Origin of the sequence: Sphingomonas sp. SORGH_AS_0879 (genome assembly GCF_030819175.1) — a bacterium.
Taxonomy (GTDB): Bacteria; Pseudomonadota; Alphaproteobacteria; order Sphingomonadales; family Sphingomonadaceae; genus Sphingomonas.
In genome coordinates, this window is sequence record NZ_JAUTBJ010000002.1 from 1,443,167 (window position 1) to 1,463,196 (window position 20,030).

Sequence of the window (20,030 nt, forward strand, 5' to 3'; positions counted from 1 at the left end):
CATGGGGGTGTCTGGCGCAGAAGTGTCGGGGTTCGATGACGCAGCTTCAGTTTACGGGTAAATCGATTGCGTCGCGCGTCCGATCGGCTCTGGGTGCCGCCGCCGTCATCGCACTGACCGGCAACGCCGCGATCGCAGCATCCTCCGCTCCCGTTGCACCCAAGGCGCCGCATCATGCGCCGACCGCCGTCGGCGGCGAGTTCATCCCGGCCAACAGCACCGAGGCTTCCGCCGATATCCGCGCCGACCAGCAGTTCCGTACCCTGTTCCAGACCTGGAAGAAGATGGACACGGGGCAAAAGGGCGTGATCGCGATCCCCTCGGTCCATCCGGTCGAAAAGCTTCAGTTCACCAGCAATTTCGGCATCCGCTCCGACCCGTTCCGGGGCACCGCCGCGATGCATGCCGGGGTCGATATTCCGGGCCCCGTCGGCACGCCGATCTACGCCACCGCCGACGGCATCGTCGATCATGCGGGCTGGCAGGGCGGTTACGGCAATCTGGTCGAGGTCAATCATGGCAAGGGCATCGCCACCCGCTATGGCCATCTTTCCAAGATCCTCGTCGCCGATGGTGCCCGCGTGACGCGCGGCCAGTTGATCGCGCTGATGGGCTCGACCGGGCGTTCGACCGGCCCGCACCTTCATTATGAGGTCCGCATGGACGGTCACGCCGTCAACCCGGTCCCCTTCCTGACCACCGGCGATTATCTGACCGCGTCGCAGGATCATGCGATCCACCAGATCCCCGTCTCCACCGACGGCCCCGCCGCGCAGGATTGACGAATATTCCTCCCCTATGAGGGGAGGGGGACCATGCGCAGCATGGTGGAGGGGTGTCGCCGCTCGCGATCCCTTTCCCGACGGACGGTGACACCCCTCCGTCAGGCCTGCGGCTTGCCACCTCCCCTTGCAGGATTCCTCTGCAAAGCTCCTGCCAGCACCATCCTGGCGAAGGCCGGGATCCAGTTGCGGGGTGATTATAAGTGCCTCTCATCGCTTCCAAACTGGACCCCGGCCTCCGCCGGGGTGGTCGATGTTCATGGGCGGCGTCCCGACTTTCGCAGAGGAATCCTTGCAGGGGAGGAAAGTCCCCTCGCTGGGATTGCCCCACTCGCCCCCCACGCCTATCTGAACGCGATGGCCACCAGCATTTCCGAAATCGCGCTGACCCCGGCCGCTGCGTCTCGCGTCGCGGCGATCGCCGAGCGGCAGAACAAGCCCGCCATCCTGCGCCTGTCGGTAGAGGGCGGCGGCTGTTCGGGCTTCCAGTATAAGTTCGGGCTGGCCGATGGCCCGGCGGAGGACGATGTCATCGCCGAAACCGACGGCGTGCGTCTGGTCGTCGACAGCATCAGCCTGGACCTCGTGCGCGGTGCGGAGGTGGATTATGTCGAATCGCTCGGCGGCGCGGCATTCCGGGTGACCAATCCCAACGCGGCCTCGGGCTGCGGCTGCGGCACCAGCTTCGCGGTCTGACGTGAAGATCACCACCTATAATGTCAACGGGATCAAGGCCCGTCTGCCGCGCCTGCTTGAATATCTTGGCGAGGCGGAGGCCGATATTGTCTGCCTTCAGGAATTGAAGGCCAGCGACGAAAGCTTCCCCATCGCCGAGATCGAGGCGGCGGGATATGGCGCGGTCTGGCACGGGCAGAAGAGTTGGAACGGCGTCGCGATCCTGGCGCGCGGCACCCAGCCGGTCGAGCGGCAACGCGGACTGGCCGGCGAGCCGGACGACGAACAGAACCGCTATCTGGAATGCGACGTCGATGGGCTGGTGGTCGCTTCGCTCTATCTTCCCAACGGCAATCCGCAGCCGGGGCCGAAATTCGATTACAAGCTGCGCTGGATGGAGCGACTGGCCGCGCGGGCGCGGGACTTGCTGGCGGAGGAGGTTCCGGCCGTGCTGGCCGGGGACTATAATGTCATCCCCAACGACGACGACACCTTCTCCGTCCCCGCCATGGCGAGCGACGCGCTGATGCAGCCGGAGAGCCGGGCCGCCTATCGTCGGTTGCTGGCGCAAGGCTGGACGGACTCGCTGCGCACCCGGGCGCCCAAGGGCGGGGTGTGGACCTTCTGGGACTATCAGGCGGGCTCGTGGCAGCGTGACGCGGGCTTTCGCATCGACCATCTGCTGCTTAGTCCGCAGGCCGCCGACCGGCTGGTCGATGCAGGTGTCGACAAAAGCTATCGCGGGCGGGAAAAGGCCAGCGATCATGCCCCGACCTGGGTGAGATTGCGGGCCGAGTAAGCGGCGTACCCATTCCTCCCCAAGCTATGCTTGGGGAGGGGGACCAGCGAAGCTGGTGGAGGGGCATGGGCGGACGTGAGTCATTCGCCCGCTAACGGTGACACCCCTCCGTCAGTCCTGCGGACTGCCACCTCCCCTTGCAGGGGAGGAATTCACGGGTTTATCCCGGCCCCAATCCGATACAGTCGAGACCCGCCCATGCGCCGCGCCGCTGCCCTGATCCTTCTCACCCTGGCCCCGACCCTGACCCTGACCGCCTGTGACCAGCGCGGCAGTCCCGACGCGCGGGTCGCCGATGGGGACGCGCAGGAGCGGTCGCGCCAAGAAAAGGCGGCCAACGACATCGTCGGGCAGACCGAGGATCAGGTGCGGGTGAGGGTGCTGGAACAGCGTGTGGCGGCGCTGGAGGTGCAGGTCGCGGCGATGCAGGGCGATCGCAAGTTGCTCGACGCGCAACTGGTCGAGCAGCGGCTGAACCAGATCGAAGCGCGGAATGTCGGCGATACGGCGTCTTCGCCGATATCGAATGCGCAAGGCGACACCGTGTCGCCCGATCGGGCCGCGAAGACGCGGGCACCGGGCCCGTCCGCGACGCCCGCCGCGCGCAAACCGCTGGTCCTCGACCTGCGATAGCGGCGCGGCGGGGAAGGGCGCTCCGGCCCGACGGACCGGAGCGCGGTGAAGGCTTACTTCTTCAGGTGCGCCGAGATGAACTTGTTCATCTCGAACATGGTGCACTTGTCCTTGCCGAACACCTTCTTCAGCTTGTCGTCGGCCAGGATTTCCCGCTTGTTTTCCGGGTTCTGCAGGTTGTTGGCCTTGATATAGTCCCACACCTTGCTGATGACCTGGCTGCGCGGCAGCTTCTCGTTGCCGACGATCGCGCCCAGTTCCTCGGACGGCTGGACCGGTGCGTGGATGCCGGTGCCCGTGGTTGCGGTGGCCATGTGTTTCCTTCCCTTAATCCTTCTGCGTCCCGGCCTGGTCGGCGGGTCGCGCGTGAATCACGCCTTCTTAAGCGCGTCCGCCTTGTGCGCTGCCTTTCCGCCGTTGTCACTCTCTACTATGTATTGCGGTGCATCCTTGGATGCGCGGACGGTGTGGCCCTTGATGGTCGTGTCGCTGGTCTGCTTCTTCACGACCTTGCCCTCGGCGGTGCCGCCATGGCTGTTCCATTCGACATGGTCGCCCTTCTTGAATTCGGTCATCATCGCTCTCCCGGGTTGTGATCCGCATCAATCCGCCGGGGTCATCCTTGGTTGCATGGGCGCGCGCGACGCGGCATCAGGGCGGCCATCCAAGGAGACAGGAACCCATGAAGACCCGCGCCGCCGTCGCCTTCGAAGCGAAGAAGCCGCTCGAAATCGTCGAACTCGATCTGGAAGGCCCCAAGGCCGGTGAAGTCCTGGTCGAGATCATGGCGACCGGCATCTGCCACACCGACGCCTATACGCTGGACGGCCTCGACAGCGAGGGACTGTTCCCCAGCGTGCTGGGCCATGAAGGCTGCGGCATCGTGCGCGAGGTCGGCGCGGGTGTCACATCCGTGGTGCCGGGCGATCACGTCATCCCGCTCTACACGCCCGAATGCCGCCAGTGTAAGTCGTGCCTGTCGGGCAAGACCAACCTGTGCACCGCGATCCGCGCGACGCAAGGGAAAGGGCTGATGCCCGACGGCACGACCCGCTTCAGCTACAAGGGGCAGCCGATCTTCCATTATATGGGCTGCTCCACCTTCTCGAACTTCACCGTCCTGCCGGAGATCGCGGTGGCGAAGATCCGCGAGGACGCGCCGTTCGACACGAGCTGCTATATCGGCTGCGGCGTGACGACGGGCGTGGGTGCGGTGGTCAACACCGCCAAGGTTCAGCCGGGCGAGAATATCGTCGTCTTCGGGCTGGGCGGCATCGGCCTGAACGTCATCCAGGGGGCCAGGCTCGCCGGTGCGGGCCGGATCATCGGCGTCGACATCAATCCCGATCGCGAGGAATGGGGGCGGCGCTTCGGCATGACCCATTTCCTCAACTCCAAGGGGCTGAGCCGCGAGGAGACGATCGCCAAGATCCTCGAACTCACCGATGGCGGCGCGGATTACAGCTTCGACGCGACCGGCAATACCGAGGTGATGCGCACCGCGCTGGAGGCGTGCCATCGCGGCTGGGGCACCTCGATCATCATCGGCGTGGCCGAGGCGGGCAAGGAGATCAGCACGCGCCCGTTCCAACTGGTGACGGGGCGCAACTGGCGGGGCACCGCGTTCGGTGGCGCGCGCGGGCGGACCGACACGCCCAAGATCGTCGACTGGTATATGAACGGCAAGATCGAGATCGACCCGATGATCACCCACCGGCTGACGCTGGAGGAGATCAACAAGGGCTTCGACCTGATGCACGCGGGCGAGAGCATCCGCAGCGTGGTGATCTTCTGATGTTCAGCCATGTCGTGCTCGGGGCGAACGATATCGCCCAGGCCAAGCGCTTCTACGACGCGATCCTGGGCGCGATCGGCGTACCCGAGGGGGTGGTCGATCCGCTCGGGCGGCTGGTTTACAGCCATAAGGGCGGGCGCTTCCTGATTACCCGTCCGCTGAACGGCGAGCCCGCGACCCATGCCAATGGCGGGACGCTGGGCTTTGCGGTGGGCTCGCCAGAACAGGCCGATGCCTGGTACGCGGCGGGGCTCGCGCATGGCGGCATGGCGATCGAGGACCCGCCGGGCTATCGCCATCCGCCGGTGGGCAAGGTCTATCTGGCTTATTTGCGCGATCCAGCCGGCAACAAGCTGTGCGCACGGCATCTGGTGGAGGCGAACTGATGTACACCCATATCATGGTCGGATCGAACGACATTGCCCGGTCCAAGGTGTTTTACGACGCGCTGTTCACGGCGCTGGGCGGCCAGCCGGGGCGCCAGCATCCCGAGCTTGAGCGCGTCATGTATCTGCACAATGGGTCGATCTTCATCGTGACCCGCCCGATCGACGGACAGCCTGCCACCCACGCCAATGGTGGCACGATCGGCCTGGGCGCCGCCGATCCCGCACAGGTCGAAGCGGCCCATGCGGCGGGTGTGGCGCATGGCGGCACCGCGATCGAGGGGCCGGTCGGTGAGCGTGATACCGGCATGGGCAAGGCCCATCTCGGCTATCTGCGCGACCCGGACGGCAACAAGCTGTGCCTGGGTTGTCGCCTCCCTGCCGCATGAGCGCCGACTATATCCTGACGCTGGCGTGCCAAGACCGGGTCGGCATCGTCGCCGCCGTGTCGGGTGCGCTGGCCGGGATCGACGGGTTCATCCTCGACAGCCAGCAATATGCCGATCTGGAGACGGGGCGCTTCTTCCTGCGCATCGTCTTCACCGGGCAGGGCGCGCGGTTCCCGGCCTCGGTCGAGGGGGTGAAGGCGGCGCTGGCCGAGCCCGCCGCGCGCTTCGGATTCGACTGGCACGTCGCCCCCGCGACCGAGCGGCCCCGGATGCTGATCGCCGTGTCGAAGGGCTCGCACTGCCTGAACGACCTGCTGCATCGCTGGCGGACCAACACGCTGCCGGTCGAGATCGTCGGCGTGGTGTCCAACCATGACAGCCTGCGTGGCTTGGTCGAGTGGCATGGCCTGCCCTGGCATTATTTGCCGGTCAGCGACCCCAATCGTGCCGAGCAGGAAGCGGCGATGCTGTCCCTGATGGACGAGACGCGGGCCGATTACCTCGTCCTCGCCCGTTACATGCAAGTGCTGGGCGAGCGGCTGGTCGCCGCGTTGCCGGGGCGGTGCATCAACATCCATCACAGCTTCCTGCCCGGCTTCAAGGGCGCACAGCCCTATCATCGCGCCCATGCCCGCGGGGTGAAGCTGATCGGCGCGACCGCGCATTTCGTGACGGCGGATCTCGACGAAGGGCCGATCATCGAACAGGCGGTGGAGCGTGTCGATCACCGCGCCAGTATCGACGACCTGATCCGCATCGGCCGCGATATCGAGGCACAGGTGCTGGCCCGCGCGGTCGCCTGGGTGGGCGAGCGGCGGGTGTTTCTCAATGACAACCGGACGGTGGTGTTCCGATGACGATCGAGACGATTTCGACCTCCAAAGCGCATGGCGGCGTGCAGGGCGTCTATGCGCATGACAGCGCGGCGACGGGGACGCGGATGACCTTCTCGGTCTTCGTGCCCGCGCATGAAGAGGGGGAGAAACTGCCCGTCCTCTGGTATCTGTCGGGCCTGACCTGCACCCACGCCAATGTCACCGACAAGGGCGAATTCCGGGCACCGTGCGCCGAGCACCGGGTGATCTTCATCGCGCCCGACACCTCGCCGCGTGGGGAGGGGGTCGCCGATGACGACGCCTATGACATGGGGCAGGGCGCGGGCTTCTATGTCGATGCGACGGAGGAGCCCTGGGCGGAGCATTTCCGCATGCGGACCTATATCGAACAGGAACTGCCCGCGCTGATCGCCGAGCATTTTCCGGTCGCCGATATGGGAGCACAAGCGATCACCGGCCATTCGATGGGAGGCCACGGCGCGCTGACCATCGGGCTGCGCAATCCCGATCGTTTTCGCAGCGTGTCGGCCTTTGCCCCCATCGTCGCGCGCCGTCACAGGTGCCGTGGGGCGAGAAGGCGCTGGGCGGCTATCTTGGGCTGGAGCGGGAGGCATGGCGTCAGGCGGACGCGGTCGCGCTGATCGAGGACGGCGCGCGGCGGCCCGACCTTCTGGTCGATCAGGGCGATGCCGACCAGTTCCTGGCCGAGCAACTCCGCCCCGAACTGCTGGCCGAGGCGTGCGAAAAGGCCGGGATGGCCCTGACCCTGCGGATGCAGCCGGGATACGACCATAGCTACAACTTCATCTCGACCTTCATGGCCGACCATGTGGCCTGGGCGGCGGAGCGGTTGCGGCGCTAAATCCCCAACCTCCGTTCAGCCTGAGCGAAGTCGAAGGCCAAGGGAAACCGTTCGGTTCAGGCGTTTTAGCATGGCCTTCGACTTCGCTCAGGCCGAACGGGCGTGGGGTAGGGGTGGGGATGAAAGGACGCATCTTTGCACCCTCACAAACGATCCGCTATCGCACCCGCTTTGACGTGAAGGACGAGATATGAGTTGCGCCCATGGCGACCCGGAGGATGGCGACCTGATCGGTGAGGACGGCAAGATTGCCGTGCCGGATCATGTCGCCGACGCCATCCGCACGCTGATCGCCTGGGCGGGCGACGACCCCACGCGCGAGGGGCTGGTCGATACGCCGAAGCGTGTCGCGCGGGCATGGGCCGAATATTGCGCGGGCTATGGCGACGACCCCGCCGTCCACCTGTCGCGGGTGTTCGAGGAGGTCGGCGGCTATGACGAGATCGTGCTGCTGAAGGATATCCCCTTCCAGTCGCATTGCGAGCATCACATGGCCCCGATCATCGGTCGCGCGCATATCGCCTACCTCCCGCGCAATCATGTCGTCGGCATCTCCAAGCTCGCCCGCGTCCTTCACGGTTTCGCGCGCCGCTTGCAGGTGCAGGAGCGGCTGACCGCCGAGGTCGCCGATTGTATATGGGAGAATCTGAAGCCTTTGGGCGTCGCGGTGGTGATCGAGGCGACCCATGCCTGCATGACCGCGCGCGGAGTCCGCACGCCGGGCGTGTCGATGGTGACCAGCCGGATGATGGGCGTGTTCCGCGACGACGATCGCAGCCGCAAGGAAGTCCTGTCGCTGATGGGGCTGGGCGGATGAGGAGCCGCACCGTCCTGGTGACCGGCGCGGCCAAAAGGCTGGGCGCGGCGATCGCGCGGCGGCTGGCGGCGGACGGGCATCGGGTGGTGATCCATTATAACGGCTCGGTCCATGAGGCGGCGGCGCTGGCGGTGGAGTTGGGCGCGGTGGCCGTACAGGGCGACCTGTCCGACCTCGACGGCATCGATGCGCTGTTCTGCCGCGCAAGGGACGCGGCGGGCGGCCCGATCGACGGACTGGTCAACAGCGCCTCCGCCTTCGTCTTCGATCGACCGCCGGAGCCGGACGCGACCCTGATGGCGAAGCTCTACGCGATCAACGCCGCCGCCCCCGCGCTGCTCGCGTCGGCGCTGGCGCGGCAGGACGATGTGACGGACGGCGCGGTGGTCGATATCCTCGACCAGAAGCTGGCCAATCCCAACCCCGATTTCTTCGCCTATAGCTGCGCCAAGTTCGCGCTGGCGGGGGCGAACACGATGCTCGCCCAGGCGCTGGGGTCGCGCATCGCGGTCAACGCCGTCGCCCCCGGCCTGACCCTGCAAAGCGGCGACCAGAGCGATGCGGAATTCGCGGCGGCCTCGGCCAAGAACCTGCTCGGTCGTCCCATCGGCGCAGGCGCCGTGGCGGAGGCGGTGTCCTTCCTGCTGACCGCCAGCGGCATTCGCGGCCAGACGCTGTACGTCGATTGCGGCCAGCGCTTCTGCCGCCGCGACGGCGACGTGATGTTCGAGGGGCGGGTATGAGCGCGACCTATACCATCCTGCTCGACGAACTGCGGGTCGCGATGCGGCTGGGCATCCACCCGCACGAGGCCGAGCCGCAGCCGGTCACCCTGTGGGTCGCCATGACCGTCACCTATCCCGCCGCCCCCGGCACCGACCGGATCGAGGAGGTGCTGGACTATGATTTCCTGCGCGAGGGCATCGTGGCGATGGCGGACGGTCCGGGCTTTGCATTGCAGGAAAGCCTGTGCGAGTCGATCGCGACGCTCTGTCTGGCCGATGCGCGCGTCACGGCGGTCAGGGTCCGGTCGATGAAGACCGGCATCTATCCCGATGCGCGCGTGGGGTGTGAGATCGAGCGGACGCGCTGATGCGCTGACGCTGTCACGGAAATATCACTGGACTGTCATCAATCTGTTGCGAAAGGGGCCGGAGCCGTCCTAAGCCGCCGCCGCAAACAGGGCGGAAAGCAGCACGGTGATCAAGTCGAGACCCCAGCGGACCCTTTACCGGGTTGCCGTAGCGATGCTGTTGGCGAGTTGCCCTATGCCCGCATTCGCGCAGACGGTGCAGGAATTGCAGCGTCAGATCGATGAACTCAAAGCCCAGATCAAGGCGCTGACCGATGCGCAAAAAGGTATGGCGGCCTCCGCCGCCCCGGCATCGCCGGTCCCACCCGCGCCCCGTATCGCCTCGGCCGAAACGCTCGCCCCCATGGCTGCCGTACCCGCGGCCGCTCCGGCCTCCCAACGCGTCGCGAGCATCGCCAGGCCGCCATCCAACCGCGCGCCCTGGTATGAGCGGATGCGCCTGCGTGGCTATACGCAGCTTCGCTACAATGCGGTGCTGGATGAGCATGAGCCGCTGTCCGCCACCGGTTCGCGGCTGCGTTCGGTTCACGACACGTCGATCAACGACGATGGCGGCTTCCTGCTCCGCCGGGTGCGGCTGGTGTTACAGGGGGACATCACCGACCGGCTGCAACTCTATTTCCAGCATGATTTCGGCGCGGCGGTGAACAACCAGTCGAGCACCGAGCGGCGTGAGAATTTCGGGCAGTTGCGTGATGTCTATGTGGACTGGTTCCTCGATCCCGAACGCCGCCTGCGGCTGCGCTTCGGCCAGTCCAAGGTGCCGTTCGGATGGGAAAATCTGCAATCCTCGTCCAACCGCCTGCCGCTTGACCGGTCGGATGCGATCAACAGCGGGGTGCCGGGCGAGCGCGATGTCGGGGTCAACGCCTATTACACGCCTGCTCCGGTCCAGGCGATCTGGGACCGGCTGACCAGGAACAAGCAGAAGCTGTTCGGCAATTACGGCGCGTTCGGCGTCGCGCTCTATAACGGGCAGGGGACCAACCGGACCGAGCGCAACGGCAACCTGATGAAGGTCGCGATGGCGACCTGGCCCTTCGCGCTCGACGGGCTGGGGCCGTTGTTCCGGGGACAGGTTCTGGAGGTCGGCGGATCGGCGATGTTCAACCGTTTCCGGCCGGAGATACGCAGCGGCGGCGTCAGTCCGATCGACTATCGCGAGGACCGGGTGGCGTTCCACGCCATCCTCTATCCCCAGCCCTTCGGCATCCAGACCGAATGGACGACCGGCTGGGCGCCGCAATATGACAGCGACCTGCGCACCATTCGCACCAGCCGGGCGGGCGGCGGCTACGTCCAGTTGATGGTGGATGCGGGCCGGACCCCGGCCGGCCGGATGATCCCCTATGCCCGCTGGCAACGCTATCGCGGCGGGTGGAAGGCCAATGTCGATGCGCCGCGTCTGGAAACGGACGAGTGGGAATTGGGCAGCGAGATCCAGTTGGTCGAGGCGCTGGAACTGACCATCGCCTATGCCCGGATGGAACGGCGCGAGGCGGATTCTCGGCGCGTAGGTCGCGCGACGGGCGACCTGATCCGCACCCAGTTGCAATTCACCTATTGACGGTCAGTCTCCGCCCGTCGTCGTGAAGTCTATGCGGATACGCACCCATTCGCCGACCATCACCTTGCCGCCGACGCGCGGTGCGCGGACACGGAATTGCCACGCCGCTTCGCGCATCGCGCGGGCCAGGCCGGAGCCGCGCGGGGATTCGCCCAGGATCTGGCAATTCTCGACCCGATAGTCGGGGATCGTCCGGCACGCGATCAGCGCCCAGCTACCCGGTGGCGGTGCGCTGTGCAGATAGCCGTTGAGTTCGGCATTGGTGGGGCGGCGCGGATACCATTCGGCATTGAAGAGCCTCTGCCCGCCCGGCCCTTCGCCGGGACCATAGGCCGAGGCGCTATCCTGTCCGCGATCGTCGCCGTCGCTCGATCCCACGCCTTTGCCCGAACCCTTGGGCAGGGCGGCGATGTCGCCCGCGTCGAACATCGACTTGTCCCCCCATTGCCACGGCGTCGGGGCGGAGGCGTCGGCCTTCTTCTCGGCGGGCGGGTTGGGGGTGTCGGGCTGTTTGGGGGTGACGGGGGCCTTGGATCCCCCCGCCGCCGCCGGTTTGCGCGTCGTGGTGCGCGTCTCCGGGACCGGCGCGCCTGCATCCTTGTCGGAGGGTGAAAGGGAGAAGGTGCTGAGCGACGAGGATTTCTCCGGTTCGATCAGCTTGGGCGCGAGGTGGAAGAGCAGCCAGGCGAGCAGCAGATGCGCGAGCACCGTCAGCGTGATCGACGCACCCCGCTCGCGCAGCTTTTCCCGGTAGCGTTCGGGGATGAAAGCCCATGGCACCCCTCTGTCGGACCTTCGGCCCGCCACCTCCTCTTGCAGGGGAGGAATGGGAGAGGGTTCGACCGCCGCCATCATCCTAGCCGAGAAGGGCGGCGGTCGGGCGCATCAGGCCCGGTTGGCGGCGGACAGCACCGCGCGGACGCTGGCGGTGGCGATGTCGGTGTCCAACCCGACGCCGAACACGATCCGGCCATCGGCGGTCCGCGCCTCGACATAGGCGGCGGCCTGCGCATCCGCGCCGTGGCCGATCGCGTGTTCGTTATAGTCGATGACTTCGAGGTTCGGGCCGGTGGTATCGGCCAGCGCCGCGATCACGCTGGAGATCAGGCCGTTGCCGCGCCCGGCGATCGACCGTTCCTCGCCATCCACCAGCACGCGCCCGATAAAGGTCCGCTGTCCCGCCGAGCCGCTTTCCTCATAGTCGCGCAGCACGAACCGGTCGCCTTCGCGCGGCAGATAGGTCGCCTCGAACCCCGCCCAGATATCGGCGGCGTTGAGTTCGCGGCTGGTCGCGTCGGCCAGCGCCTGGACATGGCGGCTGAAATCCGCCTGGAGCCGCTTGGGCAGTTTCAGCCCCTTGTCCTGCTCGATCACCCAGGCGACGCCGCCCTTGCCCGACTGCGAATTGACGCGGATCACCGCCTCGTAGCTGCGGCCCAGGTCGGCGGGATCGATCGGCAGATAGGGGACTTCCCACAGATCGTCGTTGCGCTGGCCTTGCGCCGCAAAGCCCTTCTTGATCGCGTCCTGATGGCTGCCCGAAAAGGCGGTGAAGACCAACTCGCCCGCATAGGGGGTGCGCGGATGGACGGGCAGGTTGGTGCAGTAGTTGACCGTGTTCACCACCTCGTCGATGTCCGACAGGTCGAGGCCGGGGTTCACCCCTTGCGTATACATGTTGAGCGCGACGGTCACGAGATCGCAATTGCCGGTCCGCTCGCCATTGCCGAGCAAACAGCCCTCGACCCGGTCCGCGCCTGCCATCACGCCCAGTTCGGCGGCGGCGACGCCGGTGCCGCGATCGTTATGCGTATGCAGCGAGATGACCACCGAATCGCGGTTGGGGATGTTGCGCCCGAACCATTCGATCTGGTCGGCATAGACATTGGGCGTCGCGCACTCGACCGTGGCGGGCAGGTTCAGGATCAGCGGATGGTCGGGCGTCGGCTTCAGCACGTCCATGACGGCGGCGCAGACCTCGACCGAGAAATCCAGCTCGGCGGTCGAGAAGGTTTCCGGGCTATATTCGAAGAACCAGTCGGTGTTCGGGCGCTTGGCCGCCTCGTCGCGCAGGATCTTCGCGCCCTCGACCGCGATCTGCCGGACCTCGTCGCGGGTCATGCCGAACACGATCTTGCGCCAGGCCGGGCTGACCGCATTGTAGAGATGGACGATCGCGGTGCGCGCGCCCTCCAGGCTCTCGAAGCTACGCTCGATCAGGTCGCGGCGCGACTGGGTGAGGACCTGGATTGTCACGTCCTCGGGGATGCGATCGTCGCGGATCAGGCCGGAGATGAAGTCGAACTCGGTCGCGCCAGCGCTCGGAAAGCCGACTTCGATCTCCTTGAGGCCGACCTTCACGAGCAGGTCGAACATCCGCGTCTTCTTCTCGGCGTCCATCGGATCGATCAGCGCCTGGTTGCCGTCGCGCAAATCCGTCGACAGCCAGCGCGGCGCCTGGGTGATCGTGCGGTTCGGCCATTGCCGGTCGGGCAAGGCGATCGTGGGGAAGGGGCGGTATTTGGTCGAAGGGTCGCGCAACATGATCGTCGGGTCTTCCAGCATTCTCGGCCGCGTCTGGCCAGAGGCACGGCGGGGACAGGCTTATCGGTTCATTCAGCCCTTAGGGAAGTCGCGCATGGCCACGCCGATCCTCCCCTAAGGGCGGATAAGTCGAAGCGAACGGAGCAGCGGCGCGGCGATCATGGTGCGCGGTTCATGCCGTGTCGAACGCGGCTTGTCCATATCGAGAATGATGACGGGCGGCTGACGCGAGTGGCACGAAACGACAAGGCCGCCCCCAATGGGGAGCGGCCTTGCGATATCGGCACCGGTGCACGAACGGGATTTCCACGCCCGCCTTGGCTCCACCCCGGCGGAGGCCGGGGTCCAGTTACGGAAGGATGGGAGTGGCTTACCCGCGCTCCCCACCCAACTGGATCCCGGCCTTCGCCGGGATGGTGTTCTGGGTTCGGGGCGGGACTTACTGCGCCGAGAAGGCCGCGTTGATCGTCAGATCGACCTCGTCACCCACGACCGGCACATAGGCGCCGACGCCGAAGTCCGAACGCTTGATCTTGCCCGTGGCGCGGAAGCCGATGTTCAGCTTCTTCGACATCGGGTTGGTGCCTGCACCGAAGAAGGTGGCGTTCAGCGTCACCGGCTTGGTCTGGTCCTTGATGGTCAGGTTGCCGGTGATGACCGCCTTGGTGCCCATGACCTTCACGCCCGTCGAGACGAAGCGCGCGGTCGGATAGGTCGCGGCGTCGAAGAAGTCCTTCGACTTCAGGTGATGGGCGAAGGGCGCGGCGGTGACCGAAAGGTTGTCGATGTTGAAGGTCACGTCGACCTTGGCGGCCTGTGGGCGGGCCGGATCGAGGGTCAGCGAGCCCTCGGACGCGCCGAACTGCCCCTCAAGCGTCGAGAAGCCCATATGGTTCAGCGACCAGGTCACCTGGGTATGGGCGGGGTCGACGGCATAGGTGCCCGCGACGACGCGCGAGGCGACGGGCGCGCCGGGCGTGCCCTGCGGCGCGGTCTGGGCGATGGCGGGGGCGGCGAGGACGAGCGCCAGAGCGGCGGGAAGGACGAAACGCATGGGTATACTCCCTGTTGAACCAGCCCTTTCTGGTCGGTGCGCATAACGCACGTCAAAGGCCAAGGTCGCAACGATGCGTTTCCGGGTTGGGGTGGAGGGTGGTCTCTGCGAGGCACCTTTCCCTCCCCCATCCCCTCCCGCTTGCGGGAGGGGAGCGTCACTGGGCAGCCGTTATGAATAACCGCTAGCTATCGGCAAATTGTTAAGTTTGTCAGCGCGCTTACCGTAGCCGCAAGCACGCCCCTCCCGCAGGCGGGAGGGGATGGGGGAGGGCAACGGTGTCTCACCGAGCCCACCCCCGAGAACAATCAGTTCTTCGCCTTGTCCACCAGCTTGTTCGCGCCGATCCAGGGCATCATCGCGCGGAGTTCGCTGCCGACCTGTTCGATCGGGTGGCGCTTGGCGGCGATGCGGCTGGCCTTCAGTTCGGGCTGGCCGGCGCGGTTGTCGAGCACGAAGTCCTTCACGAAGCGGCCCGACTGGATGTCGGCGAGCACGCGCTTCATTTCCTTCTTCGTCTCTTCGGTGATGATGCGCGGGCCGGTCTTGATGTCGCCATATTCGGCGGTGTTCGAGATCGAATAGCGCATGTTGGCGATGCCGCCCTCATACATCAGGTCGACGATCAGCTTGAGTTCGTGAAGGCACTCGAAATAGGCCATTTCGGGGGCATAGCCCGCCTCGACCAGCGTTTCGAAGCCCGCCTGGACCAGCGCGGTCGCGCCGCCGCACAGCACGGCCTGCTCGCCGAACAGGTCGGTTTCGCACTCTTCGCGGAAGTTGGTCTCGATGATGCCCGAGCGACCGCCGCCGACGCCGCTGGCATAGGCCAGCGCCACGTCATGCGCGTTGCCGCTGGCGTCCTGATGGATCGCGATCAGGCAGGGCACGCCGCCGCCGCGCACATATTCGCTGCGCACGGTGTGGCCGGGGCCCTTGGGCGCGATCATGATGACGTCGATGTCCGCGGGCGGCTCGATCAGGCCGAAATGCACGTTCAGGCCGTGCGCGAAGGCGAGCGCGGCGCCGGGCTTCAGATTGCCCTTCAGGTCGGCGTCATAGATCGCGGCCTGATGCTCGTCGGGGGCCAGGATCATCAGGATATCGGCCCAGGCGGCCGCTTCCTTGTTCGACAGGACCTTGAAGCCCGCCGCTTCCGCCTTGGCGGCCGAGGCCGAACCGGGGCGCAGCGCGATCGCGACATTCTTGACGCCCGAATCGCGCAGGTTCTGCGCATGGGCATGGCCCTGCGAGCCGTAACCCAGGATGGCGATGTTCTTCTCGGAGATCAGGTTCAGATCGGCGTCGCGATCGTAATAGACACGCATTGGTTTCTTCCCTTTCGATACGTCCGTCATGCCAGCGCAGGCTGGCATCTCGTGCAGTGAGGCCCGGAGCCTTCCAAGAGACCCCAGCTTTCGCTGGGGTGACGATGGTGGTTGTGATGTGGTGGTTGTGATAATCTTCTAGGCGGCCTCGGCCCCGCGCGAAATGGCGGCGATGCCGGTGCGGGCGACCTCGACCAGGCCGACTTCGCCCATCAGTTCGACGAACTTGTCGATCTTGGCGATGGTGCCGGTGACCTCGAACACGAAGCTGGAAATCGTCGCATCGACCACGCGGGCGCGATAGACTTCGGCCAGGCGAAGCGCCTCGATCCGGCGGTCGCCGGTGCCCGCCACCTTCACCAGCGCCAGTTCGCGCTCGACATGGTCGCCCAGCACGGTCAGGTCGGCCACCTTGTGGACGGGGACCAGCCGGTCGAGTTGGGCGATGATCTGCTCCATTACCGGCGGCGAGGCGCTGGTAACGATGGTGATGCGACTGACCGCCTTGTCGGCGGTGATCTCCGACACGGTCAGGCTCTCGATATTATAGCCGCGCGCGGTGAACAGCCCCGCGATCCGGGCGAGAATGCCCGGTTCGTTGTCCACGATCACCGCCAGCGTGTGGCGTTCCACCTGTTCGGTCTTGATGTGCATATTCAATTCCTCCCCGGAACGGGGAGGGGGACCATGCGGAGCATGGTGGAGGGGGCCCTCCACCCATGCTGTCCTACGCGGTGATCCCCCTCCACCGTGCCGCTTCGCGTCACGGTCCCCCTCCCCGTGCCGGGGAGGATCTCGAAGGTCAGACCAGTGCCTTGGCCTCGTCGTCCATGGTGCCCGATACCTCATTGGCCTGAAGGATCATGTCGGTATGGGCCGCACCACTCGGGATCATCGGGAAGCAGTTGGCAAGCTTGGCGACGCGGCAATCGACGATCACCGGTCCGTCATGGTCCAGCATCGCGGCGATGCCGTCCTCAAGCTGGTCGCGATGCTCGATCAGGATGCCCTTCCAGCCGTACGCCTCGCCCAGCTTCACGAAATCGGGCAGCGAGTCCGAATAGCTCTCCGCATAGCGGCTCTCATAGGTGAGTTCCTGCCACTGGCGGACCATGCCCATATATTCGTTGTTCAGGATGAATATCTTGACCGGCAGGCGGTATTGCGTCGCCGTCGCCAGTTCCTGGATGTTCATCTGGATCGAGGCTTCACCGGCAATGTCGATCACCAGCGCACCCGGATTGCCCAGTTGCGCCCCGATCGCGGCGGGCAGGCCATAGCCCATGGTGCCCAGACCGCCCGACGTCAGCCACTTGTTGGGCTTCTCGAAGCCGAAATGCTGGGCGGCCCACATCTGGTGCTGGCCGACTTCGGTGGTGATGATCGGCTGGCGCGCCTTTGTCGCGTCGTACAGCGCGCGGATCGCCCGCTGCGGCATGATCGCGTCGCCATTCTCCGGGAAGGAGAGACAGCCGACCGCGCGCCAGCCCGCGATGCGGTGCTGCCACTCGCTGGTGTCGGGCTTGGGATGCTGGCGCGACTTCCAGATGCGGACCGCATCCTCCAGCGCGTGGCCGACATCGGCAATGATGGCCAGGTCGACGCGGACATTCTTGTTCACGCTCGACCGGTCGATATCGACATGGACCTTGCGGCTGTTGGGGCTGAACGCGTCCAGACGGCCGGTCACGCGGTCGTCGAACCGGCTGCCCAGCGCCACCACCAGGTCGGCCTGGTTCATCGCCATATTGGCTTCGTAGGTGCCGTGCATCCCCAGCATGCCCAGCCATTGCGGATCGCTGGCCGGGAAGGCGCCCAGGCCCATCAGGGTCGAGGTCACGGGTGCGCCGGTGATGCGGGCCAGTTCGCGTAAGAGTTGCGACGCGGCCGAGCCCGAATTGATGATGCCGCCGCCGGTATAGAGGATCGGGCGTTCGGCGGCCGCCAGCATGTCGACCAGTTGTTCGATCTGCGTCTGGTCGGCCTTCACCTGCGGGCGATAGGTCTTGTGACGGATCGGACCCGGCTTCTGATAGCGGGCGGTGGCGACCTGCACGTCCTTGGGGATGTCGATCACCACCGGACCGGGGCGGCCCGAGGTCGCGATGTGGAACGCCTCATGGATCACTTCGCCCAGCCGCGCGGGGTCCTTCACCAGATAATTATGCTTGGAACAGTGGCGGGTGATGCCGACCGTGTCCGCTTCCTGAAACGCATCGGTGCCGATCAGCGCTGTCGGCACCTGGCCGGTGATGACCACCATCGGGATCGAATCGAGCAGCGCGTCGGTGATGCCGGTGACCGCATTGGTCGCGCCCGGCCCGGAGGTGACGAGCACCACGCCGGGCTTGCCGGTGGAGCGCGCATAGCCCTCCGCCGCATGGGTCGCCGCCTGTTCGTGGCGGACCAGAATGTGGCGGATGCGCCCTCCGTTCTTGCCGCTGCGAAACAGCGCGTCATAGATCGGCAGCACCGCACCACCCGGATAGCCGAAGACGACCTCCACGCCGAGATCGCACAGCGCCTCGACCAGGATATCGGCTCCGCTTTTCTCGGTCATCGTCTTCGTCCTTCTGCGTCCGTGCCCACTGACGGGGCTTGTCGGGAGAGGCGCGGCTACAAGTTTAAAAAGTGCGCGTCAACCGTCAATCGCGCAATAAAGTTTCTATTATGTTGCGGCGCACATGGGGGGCCGTGTCGGTAATCACGGCCCAATCGGGGCCGGGCTGGTGACGGAACCAGGTAAATTGCCTTTTGGCGTAACGCCTTGTCGCGAGAGCGCCCGCCGCTTCGGCCTCCGGGCGGGTCATGGTGCCCGCCAGCAGCGCGGCGGCCTCGGGGACGCCGATCGCGCGGCGGATCGGGGCGTCGGCGGGCAGGTCGGGGCGGGCAAGGAGCGCGGCGGCTTCGTCCAGTCCTTCGTCTAGCATCTCGCCGAAGCGCCGGTCGATCCGCGCGTTCAGCCATTCACGGTCGGGCAGCAGGATCACGGCGGACAGCTTTATGCGCTCACCGATCCCGCCTTGCCTTTGCGCCTGCCATTCGTGGAGCGGTCGCCCGGTCGAGCGCACCACCTCCAACGCGCGGGCGACGCGGGTGGTGTCGGCGGGGTTGAGCCGCAGGGCGGCTTGAGGGTCTTCGTGCGACAGGGCGGCGTGCGCGTCGGCGACGGGCAGGGCACGAACCTCGGCGCGGATGGCGGGGTCGATCTCGGGCACCGGTGCGATGCCGTCCAGCAGGGTGCGCATATAAAGGCCGGTGCCGCCGACCAGAATGGGGAGCGATCCCGCCGCCACGCTGTCTTCGATCGCCACCCGCGCCTCCGCCGCCCAGCGCGCCGCCGAATAGCCGGTGTCCGCCCCGTCGACATGACCGAACAGCCGGTGCTGCGCCTGGGCTTCCTCTTCGCGCGAGGGGCGGGCGGTCAGGATCGAAAGGTCGCGATAGACCTGCGCCGAATCGGCATTGATGATCGTGCCCCCGGTCGCCTTCGCCAGATCCAGCGCCAATGCGGACTTGCCGCTGGCGGTCGGCCCTGCGATGAGCGCGACCCTGGGTCGGTCAGAGGAGTTCGCCATGTTCATCGCCACGCTGATAGCAGCCAAGGGCCGACTGGCCGATGCGGATTTGTCGTCCGCGCAGGGGAAACTGGCGGCGGCGGGCTGCACCGTCTCGGCGACTCGCTGGATCGACACTGGCATTGCCGTCGATTTCGACTTCACCGGCGATCCGCTGGCGGCGCGCGAAGCGCTGGAGGGTAAATTCGACGCGACCGACGTGATCGTGCAGGCTGCCGAGGGGCGTGAGAAACGGCTGCTGGTCGCCGACATGGACTCCACGATGATTACCGTCGAGTGCATCGACGAACTGGCCGACTATGCCGGGATCAAGGCGCAGGTCGCCGAGGTGACCGAGCGGGCGATGCGCGGCGAACTCGACTTCGCCGCCGCGCTGGATGCGCGGGTCGCGCTGCTCGAAGGACTGGATGAGGCGGTCATCGAACAGTGTCTGGCCGAGCGCGTCACCCTGATGGCGGGCGCGCGGACGCTGATCCGTACGATGAAGGCGCGCGGTGGCCATGCGATCCTGGTGTCGGGCGGCTTCACCCGCTTCGCCGAGCCGGTCGCGGCGGAGATCGGCTTCGACCGCGCCATCGCCAATGTGCTGGAGATCGCGCACGGCAAGCTGACCGGCACGGTGCGCAAGCCGATCGTGGGTTCGGACACCAAGGAAAAGACGCTGGTCGAAGCGCTGGCCGATCTGGGGCTCGATACATCGGCCAGCATGGCGGTGGGCGACGGGGCGAACGACCTGGCGATGATCCGCCGCGCCGGCTTGGGTGTCGCATACCGCGCCAAGCCGATCGTCGCGGGCGCGGCGGCGGCGCGCGTCGATTATAACGACCTGACCGCGCTGCTCTATGCCCAGGGGATTCCGAGCGCGGAGTGGGTCACGGCGTAATCGAACGTC

Annotated in this window: 22 protein-coding genes and 1 pseudogene; 14 read left to right on the plus strand and 9 right to left on the minus strand. The window is 66.3% G+C overall.

The features are described 5' to 3' along the window. Nucleotides 1-35: 35 nt before the first annotated feature. From QE379_RS07635 to QE379_RS07650, 4 genes are all read left to right on the plus strand, one after another. The gene (locus QE379_RS07635; protein ID WP_306999390.1) at nt 36-782 is read left to right on the plus strand and encodes a M23 family metallopeptidase; all 747 of its coding nucleotides are present in this window, start codon (nt 36-38) and stop codon (nt 780-782) included. A gap of 357 nt (nt 783-1,139) precedes the next feature. Continuing rightward, the gene (gene erpA / locus QE379_RS07640; RefSeq protein ID WP_306999391.1) at nt 1,140-1,478 is read left to right on the plus strand and encodes an iron-sulfur cluster insertion protein ErpA; all 339 of its coding nucleotides are present in this window, start codon (nt 1,140-1,142) and stop codon (nt 1,476-1,478) included. A 1-nt stretch (nt 1,479) separates the two neighbouring features. Then, nucleotides 1,480-2,256, plus strand: coding sequence for an exodeoxyribonuclease III (gene xth / locus QE379_RS07645; RefSeq protein WP_306999394.1), 777 nt, complete (start codon nt 1,480-1,482; stop codon nt 2,254-2,256). 198 nt (nt 2,257-2,454) lie between these two features. Further along, nucleotides 2,455-2,889 (plus strand): hypothetical protein, encoded by a 435-nt coding sequence (locus QE379_RS07650; protein WP_306999396.1) that lies wholly within the window; start codon nt 2,455-2,457, stop codon nt 2,887-2,889. Between the two features lie 53 nt (nt 2,890-2,942). Here the strand turns inward: QE379_RS07650 and QE379_RS07655 are convergent, their stop codons facing one another. Continuing rightward, nucleotides 2,943-3,203 carry an SWIB/MDM2 domain-containing protein gene (locus tag QE379_RS07655; protein WP_007405135.1) on the minus strand — a complete coding sequence of 87 codons (261 nt, stop codon included), beginning with the start codon at nt 3,201-3,203 and terminating at the stop codon, nt 2,943-2,945. Nucleotides 3,204-3,260: 57 nt separating this feature from the next. Further along, the gene (locus QE379_RS07660) at nt 3,261-3,464 is read right to left on the minus strand and encodes a DUF2945 domain-containing protein (protein ID WP_307003134.1); all 204 of its coding nucleotides are present in this window, start codon (nt 3,462-3,464) and stop codon (nt 3,261-3,263) included. A 107-nt stretch (nt 3,465-3,571) separates the two neighbouring features. Here QE379_RS07660 and QE379_RS07665 point away from each other — a divergent pair, with 107 nt between their 5' ends. The 9 genes and pseudogenes from QE379_RS07665 to QE379_RS07705 all read left to right on the plus strand — a co-directional run bounded on the left by QE379_RS07665 (nt 3,572) and on the right by QE379_RS07705 (nt 10,634). Then, nucleotides 3,572-4,684, plus strand: a complete 1,113-nt coding sequence (locus QE379_RS07665) for an S-(hydroxymethyl)glutathione dehydrogenase/class III alcohol dehydrogenase (protein ID WP_306999398.1) — start codon at nt 3,572-3,574, stop codon at nt 4,682-4,684. Beyond that, entirely contained in the window at nt 4,684-5,070 is a 387-nt protein-coding gene (locus tag QE379_RS07670) for a VOC family protein (protein WP_306999400.1), read from the plus strand. The genes QE379_RS07665 and QE379_RS07670 overlap by 1 nt, the downstream gene beginning before the upstream one ends. After that, on the plus strand, nt 5,070-5,459 hold the full coding sequence (locus tag QE379_RS07675; protein WP_306999403.1) for a VOC family protein: 390 nt from the start codon (nt 5,070-5,072) through the stop codon (nt 5,457-5,459). The genes QE379_RS07670 and QE379_RS07675 overlap by 1 nt, the downstream gene beginning before the upstream one ends. Then, nucleotides 5,456-6,316, plus strand: coding sequence for a formyltetrahydrofolate deformylase (purU, locus tag QE379_RS07680; RefSeq protein ID WP_306999405.1), 861 nt, complete (start codon nt 5,456-5,458; stop codon nt 6,314-6,316). The genes QE379_RS07675 and purU overlap by 4 nt, the downstream gene beginning before the upstream one ends. Continuing rightward, nucleotides 6,313-7,157 (plus strand): annotated as a pseudogene (gene fghA / locus QE379_RS07685) (S-formylglutathione hydrolase). Before purU ends, fghA begins: the two are co-directional and overlap by 4 nt. Nucleotides 7,158-7,347: 190 nt before the next feature. Beyond that, complete coding sequence (gene folE, locus QE379_RS07690) at nt 7,348-7,974, plus strand: GTP cyclohydrolase I FolE (RefSeq protein ID WP_306999407.1); 627 nt, start codon at nt 7,348-7,350, stop codon at nt 7,972-7,974. Further along, the gene (locus QE379_RS07695) at nt 7,971-8,717 is read left to right on the plus strand and encodes an SDR family NAD(P)-dependent oxidoreductase (RefSeq protein ID WP_306999409.1); all 747 of its coding nucleotides are present in this window, start codon (nt 7,971-7,973) and stop codon (nt 8,715-8,717) included. Before folE ends, QE379_RS07695 begins: the two co-directional genes overlap by 4 nt. Further along, entirely contained in the window at nt 8,714-9,067 is a 354-nt protein-coding gene (locus QE379_RS07700) for a dihydroneopterin aldolase (RefSeq protein WP_306999411.1), read from the plus strand. Before QE379_RS07695 ends, QE379_RS07700 begins: the two co-directional genes overlap by 4 nt. 175 nt (nt 9,068-9,242) lie before the next feature. Further along, nucleotides 9,243-10,634: a porin gene (locus QE379_RS07705; protein WP_306999413.1), complete on the plus strand. Its 1,392-nt coding sequence runs from the start codon at nt 9,243-9,245 to the stop codon at nt 10,632-10,634. A 3-nt stretch (nt 10,635-10,637) separates the two neighbouring features. On the opposite strand, the gene QE379_RS07710 is transcribed toward QE379_RS07705, so the two are convergent. From QE379_RS07710 to miaA, 7 genes are all read right to left on the minus strand, one after another. Next, entirely contained in the window at nt 10,638-11,414 is a 777-nt protein-coding gene (locus QE379_RS07710; protein WP_306999415.1) for a hypothetical protein, read from the minus strand. A gap of 105 nt (nt 11,415-11,519) precedes the next feature. After that, on the minus strand, nt 11,520-13,178 hold the full coding sequence (gene leuA, locus QE379_RS07715) for a 2-isopropylmalate synthase (RefSeq protein WP_306999417.1): 1,659 nt from the start codon (nt 13,176-13,178) through the stop codon (nt 11,520-11,522). A 439-nt stretch (nt 13,179-13,617) separates the two neighbouring features. Further along, entirely contained in the window at nt 13,618-14,232 is a 615-nt protein-coding gene (locus tag QE379_RS07720; protein ID WP_306999419.1) for a YceI family protein, read from the minus strand. 308 nt (nt 14,233-14,540) lie between these two features. Next, complete coding sequence (gene ilvC / locus QE379_RS07725; RefSeq protein ID WP_306999421.1) at nt 14,541-15,560, minus strand: ketol-acid reductoisomerase; 1,020 nt, start codon at nt 15,558-15,560, stop codon at nt 14,541-14,543. A gap of 138 nt (nt 15,561-15,698) precedes the next feature. After that, complete coding sequence (gene ilvN, locus QE379_RS07730) at nt 15,699-16,214, minus strand: acetolactate synthase small subunit (protein ID WP_306999423.1); 516 nt, start codon at nt 16,212-16,214, stop codon at nt 15,699-15,701. Nucleotides 16,215-16,362: 148 nt separating this feature from the next. Further along, the gene (gene ilvB / locus QE379_RS07735) at nt 16,363-18,120 is read right to left on the minus strand and encodes a biosynthetic-type acetolactate synthase large subunit (RefSeq protein ID WP_306999425.1); all 1,758 of its coding nucleotides are present in this window, start codon (nt 18,118-18,120) and stop codon (nt 16,363-16,365) included. A gap of 85 nt (nt 18,121-18,205) precedes the next feature. After that, nucleotides 18,206-19,138 (minus strand): tRNA (adenosine(37)-N6)-dimethylallyltransferase MiaA, encoded by a 933-nt coding sequence (miaA, locus tag QE379_RS07740; RefSeq protein WP_306999427.1) that lies wholly within the window; start codon nt 19,136-19,138, stop codon nt 18,206-18,208. Between miaA and serB the strand changes: the two genes are divergently transcribed. Further along, nucleotides 19,137-20,021: a phosphoserine phosphatase SerB gene (serB, locus tag QE379_RS07745; RefSeq protein ID WP_306999429.1), complete on the plus strand. Its 885-nt coding sequence runs from the start codon at nt 19,137-19,139 to the stop codon at nt 20,019-20,021. The two genes, miaA and serB, sit on opposite strands and share 2 nt — an antisense overlap. Nucleotides 20,022-20,030: the final 9 nt, after the last annotated feature.

Coding starts and splice junctions, on each gene's coding strand:
- ilvN (WP_306999423.1), bottom strand. CDS start 16,214: ATGCACATCAAGACCGAACAGGTGGAACGCCACACGCTGGCGGTGATC.
- serB (WP_306999429.1), top strand. CDS start 19,137: ATGTTCATCGCCACGCTGATAGCAGCCAAGGGCCGACTGGCCGATGCG.
- erpA (WP_306999391.1), top strand. CDS start 1,140: ATGGCCACCAGCATTTCCGAAATCGCGCTGACCCCGGCCGCTGCGTCT.
- QE379_RS07700 (WP_306999411.1), top strand. CDS start 8,714: ATGAGCGCGACCTATACCATCCTGCTCGACGAACTGCGGGTCGCGATG.
- QE379_RS07705 (WP_306999413.1), top strand. CDS start 9,243: ATGCCCGCATTCGCGCAGACGGTGCAGGAATTGCAGCGTCAGATCGAT.
- QE379_RS07720 (WP_306999419.1), bottom strand. CDS start 14,232: ATGCGTTTCGTCCTTCCCGCCGCTCTGGCGCTCGTCCTCGCCGCCCCC.
- leuA (WP_306999417.1), bottom strand. CDS start 13,178: ATGTTGCGCGACCCTTCGACCAAATACCGCCCCTTCCCCACGATCGCC.
- miaA (WP_306999427.1), bottom strand. CDS start 19,138: ATGGCGAACTCCTCTGACCGACCCAGGGTCGCGCTCATCGCAGGGCCG.
- QE379_RS07660 (WP_307003134.1), bottom strand. CDS start 3,464: ATGACCGAATTCAAGAAGGGCGACCATGTCGAATGGAACAGCCATGGC.
- QE379_RS07670 (WP_306999400.1), top strand. CDS start 4,684: ATGTTCAGCCATGTCGTGCTCGGGGCGAACGATATCGCCCAGGCCAAG.
- QE379_RS07635 (WP_306999390.1), top strand. CDS start 36: ATGACGCAGCTTCAGTTTACGGGTAAATCGATTGCGTCGCGCGTCCGA.
- QE379_RS07675 (WP_306999403.1), top strand. CDS start 5,070: ATGTACACCCATATCATGGTCGGATCGAACGACATTGCCCGGTCCAAG.
- QE379_RS07695 (WP_306999409.1), top strand. CDS start 7,971: ATGAGGAGCCGCACCGTCCTGGTGACCGGCGCGGCCAAAAGGCTGGGC.
- QE379_RS07665 (WP_306999398.1), top strand. CDS start 3,572: ATGAAGACCCGCGCCGCCGTCGCCTTCGAAGCGAAGAAGCCGCTCGAA.
- folE (WP_306999407.1), top strand. CDS start 7,348: ATGAGTTGCGCCCATGGCGACCCGGAGGATGGCGACCTGATCGGTGAG.
- QE379_RS07655 (WP_007405135.1), bottom strand. CDS start 3,203: ATGGCCACCGCAACCACGGGCACCGGCATCCACGCACCGGTCCAGCCG.
- purU (WP_306999405.1), top strand. CDS start 5,456: ATGAGCGCCGACTATATCCTGACGCTGGCGTGCCAAGACCGGGTCGGC.
- ilvC (WP_306999421.1), bottom strand. CDS start 15,560: ATGCGTGTCTATTACGATCGCGACGCCGATCTGAACCTGATCTCCGAG.
- QE379_RS07650 (WP_306999396.1), top strand. CDS start 2,455: ATGCGCCGCGCCGCTGCCCTGATCCTTCTCACCCTGGCCCCGACCCTG.
- ilvB (WP_306999425.1), bottom strand. CDS start 18,120: ATGACCGAGAAAAGCGGAGCCGATATCCTGGTCGAGGCGCTGTGCGAT.